We start from the raw sequence: 17,639 nt of genomic DNA, 5'->3' as shown, positions 1-17,639 counted from the left end.
CGAACGCTCAGAGGGAACCTTTGGTCGAAGGGATGACATCGCCCAGGCGCAGATCGCGCTCCAGCGCCATGCGCACGGCACGGGCGAAGGCCTTGAACACCGTCTCGGCCTGGTGATGCGCATTTTCACCGTGCAGGTTGTCGATGTGCAGCGTGACACCCGCATGATTGACAAAACCCTGGAAGAATTCGAATGCCAACTGCGTATCGAAGCCCCCCACCATGCCGCTCTTGAAGGGCACGCGCATGTGCAGGCCCGGGCGACCTGAAAAATCGACAACCACCCGCGACAAGGCTTCATCCAGCGGCACATAAGCATGGCCATAACGCCGGATGCCCTTCTTGTCGCCGACGGCCTGGGCAAAGGCCTGCCCCAACGTGATGCCCACATCTTCCACCGTGTGGTGCCCGTCGATGTGCAGATCGCCGACTGCCTGGATGTCGAGGTCGATCAGGCCGTGCCGCGCGATCTGGTCCAGCATGTGGTCAAAAAAACCAATGCCTGTCGACAGCTTGGCAGTCCCACGACCATCGATGTTGATCTGGACGGTGATCTGGGTTTCTGCCGTGTTGCGCTGCACGACTGCGATGCGGTCGCCGGTGGAAACGTCGGAGGGGGTGGAGGTCATAGGGTGATTTTCAGGGCTTGAAGCAATTGCGCGTTTTCTTCAGGCGTCCCCACGGTGAGGCGCAAGCAGTTGCCCAGCAATGAATGCATTTTAGAAACATTCTTCACCAGAATGCCCTGTGACTTCAGTGCGTCGAACGTCCGCTGGGCGTCCGACACGCGCACCAGCACCATGTTGGCCTCACTGGGATAGACCTTCACGCCCTGCATGGCGCTCAGGGCTTCCATCAAAAGCCCCCTCTGCCGCCTGATTTCTGCGGCCTGCGCAGCGAACACGTCGGCGTGCTCCAGCGCAAACAGGGCACATTCGGCGTTGAGCACGCTCACGTTGTAAGGCGGCCGCAGCTTGTCGATCTCTTGAAGGAGAACCTGCGGCCCCACCATGTAGCCAATGCGCACACCCGCCAGACCGAACTTCGACATCGTGCGCATCAACAGCACGTGCGCGTGGGCTTCGGGCTGCGCGCGGATCTCATCGAGCCAGGTGTGACTGGAAAACGGCTGGTAGGCCTCGTCCATTACCACCAGCCCCCCCAGGTTGGCGGCCTCGGCAATCAGGCGGCGGATGACCGCCTGGTCCCACAGGTTGGCCGTGGGATTGTTCGGGTAGGCGATGTAGGTGATGGCCGGGCGATGCTCGCGCATCGCCGCCAGCATGGCGGCTTCGTCGAGTTCGAAATCGGCAGTCAGTGGCACACCATGGAACGCAAGCCCCTGCAGCTGCGCGCTCATGGCGTACATGACGAAGCCGGGCAGCGGCGCCACGATGCTGGCACCAGGCAGGTCGCAGCCCATGGCCAGCAGCGAAATAAGCTCATCTGACCCATTGCCCAGCATCAGCGCGTGGCCAGCGGGCAGGGCTATGCTGCGGGCCAGCGCCTGCTTGAGCTCGTCAATCCTGGCGCCCGGATAGCGGTTGATGGCCACGGCGCCCAGGCGAGCGCCGAGCTCGGTCTGCAGCACTGGCGACAGCACGAACGGGTTCTCCATAGCGTCGAGTTTGACCATGCCCGCGCTGTCCTGAATGGCATAGGCGTGCATGGACTGCACGTCCTGGCGAATCACGGCCAGGGGCGTGAGCACCTCGATAGGGTTCACGCGCCACCTCGCATCGGAGGCACGGTATCGAGGCGCAGCTCAGCGGCGCGGGCGTGTGCCTGCAAGCCTTCGCCATACGCCATCTCGGCAGCGATCACCCCCAGGCTCTGCGCGCCTGCCTGGCTGACTTCGATCAGGCTGCTGCGCTTCTGAAAGTCGTACACGCCCAGGGGGGAGGAGAATCGCGCCGTCCCGCTGGTGGGCAGCACGTGATTGGGGCCGGCGCAATAGTCGCCCAGGCTTTCACTGGTGTACGCGCCCAGAAAAATGGCCCCGGCGTGCTTGAGCAACGGTTCCCATCGGTGGGGGTCATCGCTGGAGATTTCAAGGTGTTCGGGTGCAATGCGGTTGCTGATGGCGCACGCCTCTTCCATGCTGCGGGTGTGGATCAGGGCTCCCCGGTCGTTCAGGCTCTTGGCGATGATGGCCGCACGCGGCATGGTGGGCAAGAGGCGGTCAATGGCCCGTTGCACTTCCTCAATGTAGGCTGCGTCGGGGCAAAGGAGGATGCTTTGGGCCAGCTCGTCGTGCTCGGCCTGGCTGAACAGGTCCATCGCCACCCATTCGGCAGGCGTGCTGCCGTCGGCCAGGACCAGGATCTCGCTAGGGCCGGCGATCATGTCGATGCCGACGGTGCCGAATACCCGCTTCTTGGCGCTGGCCACATAGGCGTTGCCAGGCCCGGTGATCTTGTCCACCTTGGGCACGGTTTCGGTGCCATAGGCCAGGGCGGCCACGGCTTGTGCGCCGCCGATGGTGAATGCTCTGGTGACGCCCGCCACGTAGGCTGCGGCCAGTACCAGCTCATTGCGCTCGCCGCGCGTGGCAGTGGTGGCACCGCTGCCACCGGTGGCCACGCTGCCCCGCACCGGCGTGGGCACGACCATGATGATTTCCTGAACACCCGCCACATGTGCCGGCACCGCATTCATGATCAAGCTGGAAGGGTAAGCCGCCTTGCCGCCCGGCACGTAGATCCCTACGCGATCCAGCGGCGTGACCTTCTGGCCCAGCAGCGTGCCATCTTCATCGCGGTAGCTCCAGCTCTCACCGCCAGCCTTCTTCTGCGCCTCATGGTAACTGCGCACGCGGCGTGCGGCCGCCTCCAGAGCGGCCTTCTGGGCCACAGGCAAGGCGTCGAAAGCTGTCTTGAAATCAGACTGCGTCAATTCAAGTTCGCTCACCTGGCCGGCCGCCAGGCCATCAAATCGCTCGGTGTAGGCCAACACCGCTGCATCACCCCGTTTTTGCACGTCGGCCAGAATGTCCGCCACACGGTGTTCGATGGCCGCGTCGGTGTCTGCCGCCCAGTGCAACCTCGCCGCGAACTGCGATTCAAAGTTCGGGTCCAGCGTGGAGAGACGAACAGGAACGGCGGTGAAGCTCATGTCGGTACCGGGGGATTGATGATGGCTTTCGAAAAGGCGTCGAGAAGGGGCTGGATGGCCCGTTGCTTCAGTTTGAGCGCGGCCTGATTGACCACCAGCCGCGAGCTGATGTCCATGATCCGCTCCACTTCGATCAACTGGTTGGCCTTGAGCGTGCTGCCAGTGGACACCAGATCGACGATGGCATCGGCCAGCCCCGTCAACGGGGCCAGCTCCATGCTACCGTAGAGTTTGATCAAATCCACATGCACGCCTTTGCTGGCAAAAAATTCCCGGGCAATGGCCGTGTACTTGGTGGCCACCTTCAGGCGCGACCCTTGGCGCACGGCACGCGCGTAGTCAAAATCGGCGCGAACGGCCACGCTCATCCTGCACTGGGCAATCTGCAAATCCAGTGGCTGGTACAGGCCTTGGCCGCCATGTTCAATGAGTGTGTCTTTGCCGGTCACACCCAGATCGGCGCCCCCGTATTCCACATAGGTGGGCACGTCGGTGGCCCGCACCAGCACCACACGCACGCCGGGCTGGTTGGTCGACAGGATCAGCTTGCGCGATTTTTCAGGGTCTTCCAGCACCTCGATACCTGCGGCCCTGAGCAACGGCAAGGTTTCGTCGTAAATGCGGCCTTTGGACAATGCGAGCGTGATCAAACGAGGGCTCCTTGCGAAGTGACCAATTTCAGAAGCACCGCGGGGCTGGCTTTGCCAGACCGTTGGAGTTGTCCCCAAGAGGGATTCGCGCGAAGCGCGGCGGGCGTGTTCTTCACCTCACCCTTTCAATATCTGCCCCGATGGTGCGAAGCTTGGCCTCCATCTGGTCGTAACCACGGTCCAGGTGGTAGATGCGGTCCACGATGGTTTCGCCCTCTGCCACCAGGCCAGCAATCACCAGGCTGGCTGACGCGCGCAAGTCGGTTGCCATCACGGTGGCCCCCTGGAGTTTGTCAACGCCTTCCACCACCGCCACCTTGCCATCGGTCTGCACATGCGCACCAAGTCGCACCAGCTCGTTGACATGCATGAACCGGTTCTCGAAGATCGTTTCGGTCACCTTGCTGGTGCCTTGCGAGATGCTGTTCAGGGCCATGAACTGCGCCTGCATGTCGGTCGGGAACCCTGGGTATTCGGTGGTCCGGAAGCTCTGGGCCTTCAACCGACCCGAGGATCGGACGTGAATGAAGTCGCCTTCGGCGTCCTTGCCGGCTTCGACCGTGGCACCTGCCTCTCGCAGCTTGTCGATCACCGCTTCAAGGTGATCCGCCCGGCCATGGCGCAGACGCACATCGCCTCCAGTGGCGGCAACGGCACAAAGGAAGGTGCCGGTCTCGATGCGGTCGGCCACCACCTGATGCGTGCATCCCTTCAAACGATCCACGCCCTGAATGTGGATGCGGCTGGTGCCATGCCCCTCGATCCTGGCGCCCATGGCAATCAGCATCTCTGCGAGATCGCTTATTTCAGGCTCCTGGGCCGCGTTCTCCAGCAGGGTTTCGCCGTCGGCCAGCGCCGCCGCCATCAGGAAGTTCTCTGTACCGGTGACCGTCACCATGTCGGTCGCAATGCGCGCACCATGCAGCCGTGAGCGGCCGGGCGCCAGCCGGGCCACCATGTAACCGTGTTCCACATCGATCTCGGCACCCATGGCCTGCATGCCCTTGATGTGCTGATCCACCGGCCGTGAACCGATCGCACAGCCGCCGGGCAAGGACACCCGGGCCTGCCCGAATCTGGCGAGCAAGGGGCCCAGCACCAGCACCGATGCCCGCATGGTCTTCACCAGGTCGTACGAGGCTTCTGGCCGGATGGGATCGCCCGCCCGAAAGCTCATTCCGACACCATCACCCGAGGTTTCGGTGTGCACGCCCATGCTGTCGAGCAACTGCCGCATGGTCGCCACATCGCGCAGGCGCGGCACGTTGTTCAACGTGACCGCGTCTGCTGTCAGCAGTGCCGCACACATCTCGGGCAAGGCAGCGTTCTTGGCGCCTGAAATCTGAACCGTGCCATGCAGCGGACGCCCGCCAGTGATTCGCAATTTGTCCATACGGGGTTGTGTCCGGGTTCTGGGCTCAGGATTGAGCAGCGGCCCATTCGGCGGGCGTGTATGTTTTCATGGACAAGGCGTGGACCTCGTCGCTCTGGATGCGCGAACCCAGCGTGGCGTACACACGCTGATGACGGGCAATGGAGCGCATGCCCTCAAAAGCGGGCGAGACGATGACCGCAGACCAATGCCGGCCATCGCCTGATACAACGATGTGGTCGCACGGCAGGCCGGCGGAGATGAGAGAGCGCAGGTCGTCAGAAGTCATAAGGGGTTCAGTAGCGAATCTTGTATCCAATGCGCAGCAAATGAAGCGCAACAGCGCTCACCGCCATGAGGGCTGTACCAACGACGAGCAGGCTCACCCAGGGCGAGACATCACTGACCCCGAAGAAGCCGTATCGAAAGCCGTCGATCATGTAGAAAAACGGGTTGAGGTGGCTCACGCTCTGCCAGAAGTCCGGCAGGGAATGAATGGAGTAAAACACGCCTGACAAAAAAGTCATGGGCACGATGATGAAATTCTGGAATGCCGCCATCTGATCGAATTTGTCGGCCCAAAGACCGGCAATCAGCCCCAGTGCGCCCAGCAGGGCGGCCCCGGCCACGGCAAAGATTGCTATCCACAAAGGCGATTCAAACGGCGGACGGGCAAACCACCAGGTCACCAGCATCACTCCTGCACCCACCGCCAGGCCTCTGACCACTGACGAGCCCACGTATGCAACAAACCATGCCCGGTGAGACAGCGGGGTGAGCAACAAAAAAACCAGGTTGCCCATGATCTTGCTCTGCACCAGAGACGACGAACTGTTCGCAAAGGCATTTTGCAGCACGCTCATCATCACAAGGCCGGGCAGCAGAAATGCGGTGTATCCGATGGAATCGTAAACCTGCACACGTCCCTCGAGCACATGACCAAAGATCATCAGGTACAGGATGGCGGTGATCACAGGCGCGCCGACGGTCTGGAATCCGACCTTCCAGAATCGCAGTACTTCCTTGTAGAAGAGCGTCTGCCACCCCGTCACGCTGACGCTCCTTCGCCCCGAACCTGGGGCACCCCTCTGGCCCCCTGCATCAGATCCAGAAAAACGTCTTCGAGATCGGCCTTGCGAATTTCAACATCTTGCACTGTGAGCCCCGACTCGCGCATGCGGGCGAGGAGACGCTCCACTTCCAGTGCGTCATGCGCCGGCAGCTGGACAACCCTGCCCGTCACCCGGGCAAGCTGATTGAGATCAAGCGGCAAAGCCTGATCGGTCTTGAAACGCAGCACATTTGACGATGCCCGACTCAGCAGTTCAGACGTGGCCTCCAAAGCGACCACCCGACCATTCTTGAGCATGGCGATACGTCCGCAAAGCGCCTCGGCCTCTTCCAGGTAGTGGGTTGTCAGCAGAACCGTGCTTCCCATGCGTTTGTTGAGATCAGAAATGAACTTCCAGAGTGTCTGCCGCAACTCGACGTCCACACCAGCAGTGGGTTCGTCCAGCACGATCACGGGGGGCTTATGTACCAGCGCCTGCGCAATCAGCACACGGCGCTTCATGCCGCCGGAGAGTTGACGCATGTTGGCACCGGCCTTGTCCGCAAGCCCGAGACCCTCCAGCAATTCGTCAATCCACGCTGCATTGCCACGAATGCCGAAATAGCCCGACTGGATCTTCAGCGATTCACGCACACTGAAAAAAGGATCAAACACCAACTCTTGGGGCACCACACCCAACTGTCGACGTGCAGCCTGATAGTCCGATTGAACATCTTTTCCGTGCACCAGAACGTGCCCCCTGCTGGCGCGCGTCAGTCCGGCGAGAATGCTGATGAGGGTGGTCTTGCCCGCCCCGTTGGGGCCCAACAGACCAAAAAACTCCCCCTGCTCGATGTCAAACGACACATCGCTGAGCGCATGGATATCGCCCCGCGAAGCGGGAAAGGTTTTGGAGACGTTTTGAAAGGAAACTGCTGGCATGGCGGGCGTGACCACGAGGGTCACCGGCCGCGCACAGGGTGCTGGTACGGCAGGTGAAACCGGTATTTTATGCCGGCAGCAGTTCGCTCACACCGTACAGAGCCACGAGCTCCAGCAGCTTGGGCGGCTGATTGATGACCTGCAGCTGCCGGCCCTTTTGTGCGAGACCGCGCTTGAGTTCCAGCAGCACGGCGACCGCAGAAGAGTCAAAGATCTGCAATCCTTGTGCGTCCACCGTGGCCGTGGTTTCGGTCTGTGATTCAAGCGACTTTGACATCGCTTGAAGAACACCCGATGCCACATGCAGTGTCACAAGATCGGGCAGTGCGACGGTCGATTGGTTGGACATCGAATTGACTTCAGCCGGTTTTGCCAGTGTTGCTCTTGTTGCGCTGCGCCAACGCCGCAATCAGGCCGTCAATGCCGCGCGCGTTGATTTCCTGGGAGAACTGGGTTCGATAGGTCTCGACCAGCCAGATGCCCAGGACATTCAGATCGTAGATTTTCCAGCCATCGGCCATCTTCTCCATCCTGTAATCCAGCTGGATGGGTTCGCCACGCCCGCGCACTTCGGATCTGACCACCACTTCCGTGTCTTCAGGCCTTGCCCGCAGGGGGCGGAAGGTCACCGTCTGATCCTTGACCTCGCCCAAGGCGCCTGAATAGGTGCGCACGAGCAAGGTCTTGAACTCTTCCTGCAACTGCTTTTGCTGCTCTGGCGTGGCTTGGCGCCAATGACGGCCCACGGCTGATGCGGTCATGCGTGAGAAGTTGACGCTCGGCATGATCTTCTCGTCGACCAATTGAATGATGCGATTCACGTCCCCCGCCTGGATGGCGGGGTCGGCCTTCACTGCGGCCATGACCTCGCCAGTGATGCGCTTGACGAGCGCCTCCGGTGCCTCGTCTGCTGCCCATGAAGGCAAGGAAACCAAGGCGCTGGTGGCCACAGCAACAACGCCCAGCAGGCTTCTACGGTTGAGCATGAAATACCTTTCCGGGCCAGACGCCCTTGAAACTGCAGCTTGGCTGCGGAACACGTTCGAGATGACATTCAAAAATGGGTTCCAACTCATTCGTTGCCATTCGTATCATCGCCCGCATCACCCCCGTCACGATTTCCGACGCCTTTATCGATCAACGATTCGATCTGGCTCTCGCGCCGCTGAAGGTAAAAGTCTCTTGAGAAACTGTATTTGTCGAGTGCAGCGCCTTCCAGCATCGAGCTGGCACGAAGCAGATTGGCCCGCGCTTCAATCAGGCGCAAGGTGTAGAGAGAATTGCGCGCCGGGATGTGATTGATGCCCATGACAAGATCACCCCGAGATTCCACGCTGAAGCCCGCCGCGTCCCTGACGGACGAAGGGCCCAGGAGTGGAAGCACAAGATAAGGTCCGGAAGGCACGCCCCACCGGCCCATGGTCTGGCCAAAATCGAGCTTCGTTCGGTCAATACCCATCTCCGACGCAATATCCAGCAGCCCACCCAGACCCAGAATGGTGTTGACGTTGAATCGAGCCAGATTTTCAACCGCTTCCTGCGGCCTAGCCTGAAGCGTGGCGTTGATGAACGACCAGAAGTCGCTCAGGTTGCCAAAGAAATTGCTCACACCCGTGCGCACGAGATCAGGTGTGACCTCCCGATACACCTCTGCAACGGGCTTGACGACGGCGCCATCCACCGCATCGTTGAATTTCCAAACGCCCCGATTAAACGGCTCAAGGGGATCGCGAGGATTGGCGTCCGGACCCGTTGCACAGGCGCCAAGCATGGTCATCAGGCAAGCAATGCCCAACAGTTTCAGACGCCTGAGTTTTTTCACATCCCTGAACAGCATATGCATTTTTTGGAGTCAATCAAACAATCCCGCTCACACCCAAGGGCGCGAGCAAAAGGCTGAGATTCTAGCGATTCCCAGGCGATGCTGTTGGGCTACTTGTCTTGCCCCTCGCCATCCGCCGCCCGATTGAAAAGGAACTGGCCGATCAGGTTTTCAAGCACCATGGCCGATTGCGTTTGCGTGATCACGTCGCCTGCGGCCAGATTTCTTTCATCGCCACCAGGAACAATGCCAATGTATTGATCCCCCAGCAAGCCAGCAGTGAGAATCTTGGCCGACGAATCTTTGGGGAACAGGAACCTTTCGTTGATTTCCATTGTGACCAATCCCAGGTAGGTCTGGGTGTCCAGGGTGACGCTGGTGACCCGTCCCACACTGACGCCCGCGGAACGCACGGGTGCCCGGGCCTTCAGGCCGCCGATATTGTCAAAACGGGCCTGCACGGTGTAGGTGCCGCCGCCATTGGTGAAGCTGGCCAGATTGGCCGCCTTCAACGCCAGGAAGAGAAGCCCCGCCGCGCCCAGGACGACAAACAGACCAACGAAAATTTCAATGCTTCTTTTGTTCATACGTAAGCTGCTCAATGATCAGGGGGTCGAGAACATCAGGGCGGTGAGGATGAAGTCCATCGTCAGCACCCCCAGGGACGCGGTCACCACCGTACGGGTGGTTGCATAGGCCACGCCTTCTGGGGTGGCCTCGGTCTCGTAGCCTTGGTACAAAGCCACCGCCGTGCAGATGACACCGAACACGGCACTCTTGACAACACCGTTGCCGACATCTCGCCACACATCCACACCGTTTTGCTGGATCGACCAGAAGTTGCCAGCATCAATACCGATCAGTCCAACGGCCACCACCCAGGCGCCCAATATGCCAATGGCCGAAAACAATGCCGCCAGCAGTGGCATGGCAATGACGCCCGCAATGAAACGCGGCGCCAGCACCCGCTTGCGGGGATCGATCGCCATCAATTCCATGGCAGCGATCTGTTCGCCCGCTTTCATGAGGCCAATTTCGGCGGTCAATGATGTGCCAGCACGGCCGGCAAACAGCAACGCCGTGACGACAGGCCCGAGTTCACGCACCAGCGACAAGTTGACCACCAGACCCAGCGACTCGGCCGCACCAAAGTTGGTGAGGGTGTTGTACAGCTGCAAGGCCAGCACAAAGCCCACCGCAAGGCCTGAGGCCAGGATGATGACCAGCGATCGGTTGCCGATGGCATGAATCTGCGTCACCACCAAGCCAAAACGGGCCAGCCCGGCCGGCACGGCCCTGAGCAAGTCCAAGAAAAACATCGCCCCATGCCCCCACGCGGCGAACACGTCCAGAGCCCGGCGACCCAGTTGCTGCAGCGCGTTCATCGCAAGGCCTCCAGCCCAAAGTCGACCGCCACCGGTGGCGCCGGGTAGTGGAACTTGATGGGTCCATCAGGTTCGCCCCGCACGAACTGTCGCACCTCGGGCTCGTCACTGTCCATCAACTCGGCCGGCGTACCCTGGGCCACAACGCGCCCGCCGGTGGCCATGAGCACCACCCAATCACTGATGGCCATGCATTGAGGCACATCGTGTGAAATCAGCAGCGTGGTGGCACCCGTCACGTCGGTCAGCGTGCGGATCAGTTTGGCCGCCACACCCATGGACACCAGATCCAGACCGGCAAAGGGTTCGTCGTACATGATGAGTTCGGGGTCAAGTGCAATGGCTCTTGCCAGTGCAATTCGCCGGGCCATCCCGCCAGACACCTCACTGATGCGAAGCCCCGCCGCACCGCGCAGGCCCACGGCGTGGAGCTTCATGAGCACAATGTCCCTGATCAGCGACTCGGGCAGATCCGTCATCTCGCGCAAGGGAAAGGCGACGTTGTCGAAAACCGAAAGGTCGGTGAAGAGCGCACCAAACTGGAACAGCATGCCCAGGCGGCGCCGCAGCGTGAACAACTGCGCCTTGTTGCGGGTGTCGATGACCTCGCCGTCAAACACGACGCGCCCGGCGTTCGGGGCGTGCACACCGCCAATCAGGCGCAACAGGGTCGTCTTGCCGCACCCCGAGCCTCCCAGCACGGCTGTGACTTTGCCTCGCGCAAATCTCAGCGAAAGGTCGTTGAGAATGGTGCGCCGGCTGTCATAGCCGAATGTGACGTGATCAATTTCGATGAAAGAAGATTCGTTCATGTGGCCTGCGGCCTGGGAAAACCCTCATTGTCGCACGCGATGAATGGCTTGCCCGGGCAGCGACCGATACCCCGGTAATAGTCCCAGCAAGCCGCCTGAATTTCTGCACCGCTCCCCTGCCGAGGAGCCGGGTGTCCGGCCCCACGCATTCAGCGTGGCAAGTCGGAAAAGCCCATCAGGAACTCGTCCACCGCACGAGCGGCCTGGCGCCCTTCGCGAATCGCCCACACGACCAGCGACTGACCGCGGCGCATGTCGCCAGCAGCGAACACTTTCTCCACATTGGTCGCGTAACCGCCTGTGAACTCCGTCGTGGCGCGCGCGTTGCCACGGGCGTCCTTGTCCACGTTGAACGCCTCCAGCACCGAGGCCACCGGATTGACAAAGCCCATCGCCAACAGCACGAGGTCGGCCTTGTACTCCTTTTCGGTGCCAGCGATTTCCACCAGCTTGCCATCCTTCATTTCAACGTGCACGGTCTGAAGGCCCGTGACCTTTCCTTTTTCACCGATGAAGGCTTTGGTGGAAATGGCAAATTCACGGGAGCAGCCTTCTTCGTGGCTGGAACTGGTGCGCAGCTTCAGGGGCCAGTAGGGCCACACCAGCGGCTTGTTCTCCTGCTCCGGCGGCTGCGGCATCACCTCGAACTGGGTCACGGAGAGTGCGCCGTGTCGGTTGCTGGTGCCCACGCAGTCACTGCCGGTGTCACCGCCACCGATCACGATCACGTGCTTGCCGTCGGCGCGCAGTTGCTTCTTCAGCTTGTCGCCCGCGTTGACCTTGTTCTGCTGGGGCAGGAATTCCATGGCGAAATGAATTCCTTCCAGCTCGCGGCCCGGCACCGGGAGATCGCGCGACTGCTCCGATCCGCCTGTGAGCAAGACGGCATCAAACTGGGCTTTCAGCTCATCAGCGCTGATGGTTTCCTTGGCGTCATTGGTCACTTTGCTGCCCGCGGGCATGGCGCCCACCAGGACACCGGTGCGGAACACGACGCCTTCGGCTTCCATTTGCGCCACACGGCGGTCAATGTGGGTCTTTTCCATCTTGAAGTCGGGGATGCCGTAGCGGAGCAACCCACCCACCCGATCGTTCTTCTCGAAAACCGTGACATCGTGCCCTGCCCTGGCCAGTTGCTGGGCTGCAGCCAGACCCGCAGGGCCGGAACCCACCACAGCGACCGACTTGCCAGTTTTGTGACGCGCGGGCTGTGGCGCGACCCAGCCTTCCGCCCAGGCACGATCAATGATGGCGTGTTCAATAGATTTGATGCCCACGGGGTCATCGTTGACGTTCAACGTGCAGGCCGCCTCGCAAGGTGCGGGGCAGATGCGGCCAGTGAACTCGGGGAAGTTGTTGGTGCTGTGCAGCACGGTGATGGCGTTCTTCCAGTCGCCTTGGTACACCAGATCGTTGAAGTCCGGAATGATGTTGTTGACGGGGCAACCGCTGTTGCAGAACGGCGTGCCGCAGTCCATGCAGCGTGCCGCTTGAACCTTGGATTGGCCGTCATCAAGCCCGATCACAAATTCTTTGTAGTGCTTCAGGCGCTCCGGAACCGGCTTGTAGCCCTCTTCCTGTCGCTCAAACTCCATGAAGCCCGTCACTTTTCCCATGATGCGTGTCCTTTTTGCTTGACCGGTTCTTTACTTGGCAGCGGCTGTGTCTTTTTTTGCCGAACCCTGTGCTTTGACCGTGGCGGCAGCGGCCACCTTTCGGGCATTGATTTCACCCAAGGCGCGCTTGTATTCGTTCGGAAACACCTTCACAAACTTGCCTCTGGCTTCGGACCAGTTGTCCAGCAACTCGCGCGCGCGCTTGCTGCCGGTCCAGCGGTTGTGATCGTCCAGCAGTTTCTTCAGTTGCGCTTCGTCTGTCTGGTCGCGGTGCCAGATGGCTTTGTCGATCGTGGCCGTCTGTTCTGCCGCACTGAGCACCTTTTCCAGACTCACCATGGCGGTGTTGCAGCGTTTGGCGAACTGGCCGTCTTCGTCGTACACATAGGCCACCCCACCGCTCATGCCCGCCGCGAAGTTCCGGCCGGTCTTGCCCAACACGGCCACCGTCCCACCGGTCATGTACTCGCAGCCATGGTCGCCCGTGCCTTCCACCACGGTGGTGGCGCCCGACAAGCGCACGGCAAACCGCTCGCCAGCCACCCCGCTGAAGTAGGCTTCACCGGTGGTGGCGCCGTACATCACGGTGTTGCCCACAATGATATTCCGCGTGGCTTCCCCCCGGAAGTCAATGCTGGGCCGAACCACCACCCGCCCACCTGACAAACCCTTGCCGGTGTAGTCGTTGGCGTCGCCGATCAGGTAGAGCGTGATGCCCCGGGTGAGGAACGCGCCGAAGGATTGGCCACCCGTGCCCTCCAGCTGGATGCGGATGGTGTCGTCTGGCAGACCTTCAGGATGCACCTTGGTCACCGCACCAGAGAGCATCGCACCCACCGAGCGGTTGACGTTGCGCGCCACTTCGATGAACTGCACGCGCTCACCCTTCTCGATGGCTGGGCGGCATTTTTCGATCAGCACGTTGTCCAGTGCTTTTTCCAGACCGTGCTCCTGCTCCTGGGTGTGCAGGCGCGGCACGTCGGCCGGCACGGCGGGCATGGCCAGCAGGCGGCTGAAATCCAGGCCGCGTGCCTTCCAGTGCTCAATGCCCTGCTTCATGTCGAGCAGATCAGCACGGCCGATGAGGTCGTCGAACTTGCGGATACCCAGCTGGGCCATGATCTGACGCACTTCTTCTGCGATGAAGAAGAAGTAGTTCACCACGTGCTCGGGCTTGCCGGTGAACTTCTTGCGCAGCGCCGGGTCTTGCGTGGCCACGCCCACCGGGCAGGTGTTGAGGTGGCATTTGCGCATCATGATGCAGCCCTCGACCACCAGCGGCGCAGTCGCAAAGCCAAACTCATCGGCCCCCAGCAGCGCACCAATCACCACGTCGCGGCCGGTCTTCATCTGGCCGTCGGCCTGCACGCGGATGCGGCTGCGCAGGCGGTTGAGCACCAGGGTCTGCTGCGTTTCTGCCAAGCCGATTTCCCACGGGCTGCCCGCGTGCTTGATGGACGACCAGGGTGAAGCACCCGTGCCGCCGTCGTGGCCGGCAATCACCACGTGGTCGGCCTTGCACTTGGCCACGCCGGCAGCGATGGTGCCCACGCCGATCTCTGACACCAGCTTGACGCTGATGCTCGAATGCGGTGCGACGTTCTTGAGGTCGTGGATGAGCTGCGCCAGATCTTCGATGGAGTAGATGTCGTGGTGCGGCGGCGGACTGATGAGACCCACACCGGGCACGCTATGGCGCAGCTTGCCGATGTAGTCACTCACCTTGCCACCGGGCAGCTGACCGCCCTCGCCTGGCTTGGCGCCCTGGGCCATCTTGATCTGGATCTGGTCGGCGCTGTTGAGGTATTCGGCAGTGACACCGAAGCGGCCCGAGGCCACCTGCTTGATGCGTGAGCGCATGGAGTCGCCCGCCTGGAGTTCGTAGTCCACCTCGAACACGTCTTTGCCCAGCAGGTCGGACATTGTCTCGCCCTGCTTGATCGGAATGCCCTTGAGCTCGTTGCGATAGCGCAGCGCATCTTCACCGCCTTCTCCGGTGTTGCTCTTGCCGCCGATGCGGTTCATGGCCACGGCCAGGGTGGCGTGCGCTTCGGTCGAGATGGAACCCAGCGACATGGCGCCGGTGGCAAAGCGTTTGACGATCTCCTTGGCGGGCTCCACCTCTTCCACCGGAATGGCGGTGGCGGGGTCCACCTTGAATTCAAACAGACCACGCAACGTCATGTGGCGCTTGCTCTGATCGTTGATGATCTGGGCGTATTCCTTGTAGGTGTTCCAGTTGTTGGCCCGTGTGCTGTGCTGCAGCTTGGCAATCGCGTCCGGTGTCCACATGTGCTCTTCGCCACGGACCCGCCAGGCGTATTCACCCCCCGCGTCCAGCATGGATGCCAGCACCGGGTCGTCGCCAAAGGCGGCCTTGTGCATGCGAATGCTTTCTTCGGCAATCTCGAACACGCCAATACCACCCACACGGCTCGCCGTGCCAGTGAAATACTTGTCGATGGTGGCACTGTTGAGCCCGATGGCTTCGAACAGCTGCGCGCCGCAGTACGACATGTAGGTCGACACGCCCATCTTGGACATGATCTTCGACAGACCTTTGCCGATCGCCTTGACGTACTGGTAGATCGCCTTATCGGCACTCAGGTCGCCCGGCAATCCCTTGTGGATGGCCTGGAGCGTTTCCATCGCCAGATAGGGATGCACGGCCTCGGCGCCGTAACCTGCCAGCACGGCGAAGTGGTGCACTTCGCGGGCTGTACCGGTTTCCACCACCAGGCCCGCCGTGGTGCGCAAACCCTCGCGCACCAAATGCTGGTGGATGGCCGACAGCGCCAGCAGCGCGGGAATGGCGATCTGCGTGGCGCTGATGGCGCGGTCGCTGATGATCAGGATGTTCTTTCCGCCCTTGATGGCGTCCACGGCGCCCGCACACAGTGAGGCCAGTTTGGCTTCCACACCGGCGCGGCCCCACTCGGCCGGGTATGTGATGTCCAGGGTGTGGCTGCGGAACTTGCCCTGCGTCACGGCGTCGATGTCGCGCAGCTTGGCCATGTCGGCGAAGTCAAGCACCGGCTGGCTCACCTCCAAGCGCATCGGCGGGTTGACCTGGTTGATGTCGAGCAGGTTGGGCTTGGGGCCGATGAACGACACCAGCGACATCACGATCGCTTCGCGGATCGGGTCGATCGGCGGGTTGGTCACCTGGGCAAACAGCTGCTTGAAGTAGTTGTACAGCGGCTTGTTCTTGTCGGAGAGCACCGCCAGTGGGCTGTCGTTGCCCATGGAACCGATGCCCTCTTCGCCGTTTGCTGCCATCGGGCTCATCAGGAACTTGATGTCTTCCTGGGTGTAGCCGAATGCCTGCTGGCTGTCCAGCAGTTCGGGCGCGATGTTTTCCACGCCAGCGGTCTGCGGCTCGGTGGCACTGATACGCAGTTCCTGTGCCGACTCGCCCGCCACCGGCGATTCCACGTCATCGAGGCGGATGCGCAGGTTGTCGATCCATTGCTTGTAAGGCTTGCTGTTGGCGAGGTTGGCCTTGAGCTCCTCGTCGTCGATCATGCGGCCCTGCTCCAGATCGATCAGAAACATCTTGCCGGGCTGCAAGCGCCACTTGCGCACGATCTTGTTTTCAGGCACGGGCAGCACGCCCGACTCCGACCCCATGATCACGAAGTCGTCGTCGGTGATGCAATAGCGCGAAGGACGCAGACCATTGCGATCCAGTGTGGCGCCGATCTGGCGGCCGTCGGTGAAGACGATGGAGGCCGGGCCGTCCCATGGCTCCATCATGGCCGCGTGGTATTCGTAGAAGGCCTTGCGGCGCTCGTCCATGGTGGTGTGCTGCTCCCAGGGTTCGGGAATCATCATCATTACCGCCTGGGCCAGGGGATAGCCCGCCATGGTGAGCAGCTCCAGACAGTTGTCAAACGTGGCGGTGTCGGACTGACTGGCAAAGCTGATGGGGTAGAGCTTTTTCAGGTCTTCGCCCAGCACGGGAGAGGACATCACGCCCTCGCGGGCCTTCATCCAGTTGTAGTTGCCCTTGACCGTGTTGATCTCGCCGTTGTGTGCAACATAGCGATAGGGGTGGGCCAGCGGCCACTCAGGGAAGGTGTTGGTGGAGAAACGCTGGTGCACCAGCCCCAGGGCGGAGACGCAGCGCTCGTCTTCCAGATCCTTGAAATAGGTGCCCACCTGGCTGGCGAGCAGCAGGCCTTTGTAGACCACCGTGCGGCTGCTCATGCTGACCACGTAATACTCTTTGCTGTGCGTGAGCTTCAAGCGCTGGATGGCGGCGCTGGCCGTTTTGCGAATCACATAGAGCTTGCGCTCCAGTGCGTCCTGAACGATCACATCATTGCCCCGCCCGATGAACACCTGGCGGATCACCGGCTCCTTGGCACGCACGGTGGGCGACATGGGCATGTCGCGGTTGACCGGCACATCGCGCCAGCCCAGCAGCACCTGGCCTTCGGCCTGAATGGCCCGCTCCATTTCCTGTTCGCAGGCGAGCCGGCTTGCGTGCTCCTTGGGCATGAAGATCATGCCCACGCCGTATTCGCCCGCCGATGGCAGGGTGACGCCTTGCGCGGCCATCTCCTCCCGGTACAACGCGTCAGGCAGCTGAATCAGCAGGCCTGCACCGTCCCCCATGAGTTTGTCAGCGCCCACTGCGCCCCGGTGGTCCAGATTTTCAAGGATCTTCAAGCCTTGTTGCACGATGGCGTGGCTTTTTTCCCCTTTGATGTGCGCCACAAATCCGACGCCACAGGCGTCGTGCTCATGGGAAGGGTCGTACAGACCGTGTTGCTGGAGATGCTGCTGCTCGGCTGCCGTGGTCATGGCTTTTCCTTCTTCGATCGTGGGGGCACTGCGAAATGTTGCGGAGGGAGAGCATAGTGCAATGCAA

16 protein-coding genes are annotated in these 17,639 nt (G+C 61.3%); all 16 read right to left on the bottom strand.

Annotated elements, in window-relative coordinates:
• Positions 1-7: 7 nt before the first annotated feature.
• Complete coding sequence (gene hisB / locus J2W49_RS15080; protein WP_310317709.1) at positions 8-628, bottom strand: imidazoleglycerol-phosphate dehydratase HisB; 621 nt, start codon at positions 626-628, stop codon at positions 8-10.
• Positions 625-1,725: a histidinol-phosphate transaminase gene (hisC, locus tag J2W49_RS15075; RefSeq protein ID WP_405001033.1), complete on the bottom strand. Its 1,101-nt coding sequence runs from the start codon at positions 1,723-1,725 to the stop codon at positions 625-627. The genes hisB and hisC overlap by 4 nt, the downstream gene beginning before the upstream one ends.
• The gene (hisD, locus tag J2W49_RS15070; protein WP_310317705.1) at positions 1,722-3,113 is read right to left on the bottom strand and encodes a histidinol dehydrogenase; all 1,392 of its coding nucleotides are present in this window, start codon (positions 3,111-3,113) and stop codon (positions 1,722-1,724) included. Before hisD ends, hisC begins: the two co-directional genes overlap by 4 nt.
• Positions 3,110-3,763 carry an ATP phosphoribosyltransferase gene (gene hisG, locus J2W49_RS15065; RefSeq protein ID WP_310317702.1) on the bottom strand — a complete coding sequence of 218 codons (654 nt, stop codon included), beginning with the start codon at positions 3,761-3,763 and terminating at the stop codon, positions 3,110-3,112. Before hisG ends, hisD begins: the two co-directional genes overlap by 4 nt.
• A 112-nt stretch (positions 3,764-3,875) precedes the next feature.
• Positions 3,876-5,156, bottom strand: a complete 1,281-nt coding sequence (gene murA, locus J2W49_RS15060; protein WP_310317699.1) for a UDP-N-acetylglucosamine 1-carboxyvinyltransferase — start codon at positions 5,154-5,156, stop codon at positions 3,876-3,878.
• Positions 5,157-5,181: 25 nt separating this feature from the next.
• Positions 5,182-5,424: a BolA family protein gene (locus tag J2W49_RS15055; protein WP_310317696.1), complete on the bottom strand. Its 243-nt coding sequence runs from the start codon at positions 5,422-5,424 to the stop codon at positions 5,182-5,184.
• Positions 5,425-5,431: 7 nt separating this feature from the next.
• The gene (locus J2W49_RS15050; protein ID WP_310317694.1) at positions 5,432-6,187 is read right to left on the bottom strand and encodes an ABC transporter permease; all 756 of its coding nucleotides are present in this window, start codon (positions 6,185-6,187) and stop codon (positions 5,432-5,434) included.
• Positions 6,184-7,128, bottom strand: coding sequence for an ABC transporter ATP-binding protein (locus J2W49_RS15045; protein WP_310318344.1), 945 nt, complete (start codon positions 7,126-7,128; stop codon positions 6,184-6,186). Before J2W49_RS15045 ends, J2W49_RS15050 begins: the two co-directional genes overlap by 4 nt.
• A 67-nt stretch (positions 7,129-7,195) precedes the next feature.
• Positions 7,196-7,477 carry an STAS domain-containing protein gene (locus J2W49_RS15040; RefSeq protein WP_310317691.1) on the bottom strand — a complete coding sequence of 94 codons (282 nt, stop codon included), beginning with the start codon at positions 7,475-7,477 and terminating at the stop codon, positions 7,196-7,198.
• A 10-nt stretch (positions 7,478-7,487) separates the two neighbouring features.
• Positions 7,488-8,114, bottom strand: coding sequence for an MlaC/ttg2D family ABC transporter substrate-binding protein (locus J2W49_RS15035; RefSeq protein WP_310317690.1), 627 nt, complete (start codon positions 8,112-8,114; stop codon positions 7,488-7,490).
• Between the two features lie 86 nt (positions 8,115-8,200).
• Entirely contained in the window at positions 8,201-8,971 is a 771-nt protein-coding gene (locus J2W49_RS15030; RefSeq protein ID WP_405001032.1) for an MlaA family lipoprotein, read from the bottom strand.
• Positions 8,972-9,060: 89 nt separating this feature from the next.
• Entirely contained in the window at positions 9,061-9,537 is a 477-nt protein-coding gene (gene mlaD / locus J2W49_RS15025; RefSeq protein WP_310317687.1) for an outer membrane lipid asymmetry maintenance protein MlaD, read from the bottom strand.
• Between the two features lie 18 nt (positions 9,538-9,555).
• Positions 9,556-10,335 (bottom strand): lipid asymmetry maintenance ABC transporter permease subunit MlaE, encoded by a 780-nt coding sequence (gene mlaE, locus J2W49_RS15020; RefSeq protein ID WP_310317684.1) that lies wholly within the window; start codon positions 10,333-10,335, stop codon positions 9,556-9,558.
• Positions 10,332-11,147, bottom strand: a complete 816-nt coding sequence (locus J2W49_RS15015; protein ID WP_310317680.1) for an ABC transporter ATP-binding protein — start codon at positions 11,145-11,147, stop codon at positions 10,332-10,334. The genes mlaE and J2W49_RS15015 overlap by 4 nt, the downstream gene beginning before the upstream one ends.
• Positions 11,148-11,296: 149 nt before the next feature.
• Positions 11,297-12,763: a glutamate synthase subunit beta gene (locus J2W49_RS15010; protein ID WP_310317678.1), complete on the bottom strand. Its 1,467-nt coding sequence runs from the start codon at positions 12,761-12,763 to the stop codon at positions 11,297-11,299.
• 30 nt (positions 12,764-12,793) lie between these two features.
• Positions 12,794-17,572, bottom strand: coding sequence for a glutamate synthase-related protein (locus J2W49_RS15005; protein ID WP_310317675.1), 4,779 nt, complete (start codon positions 17,570-17,572; stop codon positions 12,794-12,796).
• Positions 17,573-17,639: the final 67 nt, after the last annotated feature.

Source organism: Hydrogenophaga palleronii (assembly GCF_031457455.1).
Taxonomy (GTDB): Bacteria; Pseudomonadota; Gammaproteobacteria; order Burkholderiales; family Burkholderiaceae_C; genus Hydrogenophaga; species Hydrogenophaga palleronii_A.
This window is presented reverse-complemented; position numbering and strand designations above follow the sequence as displayed.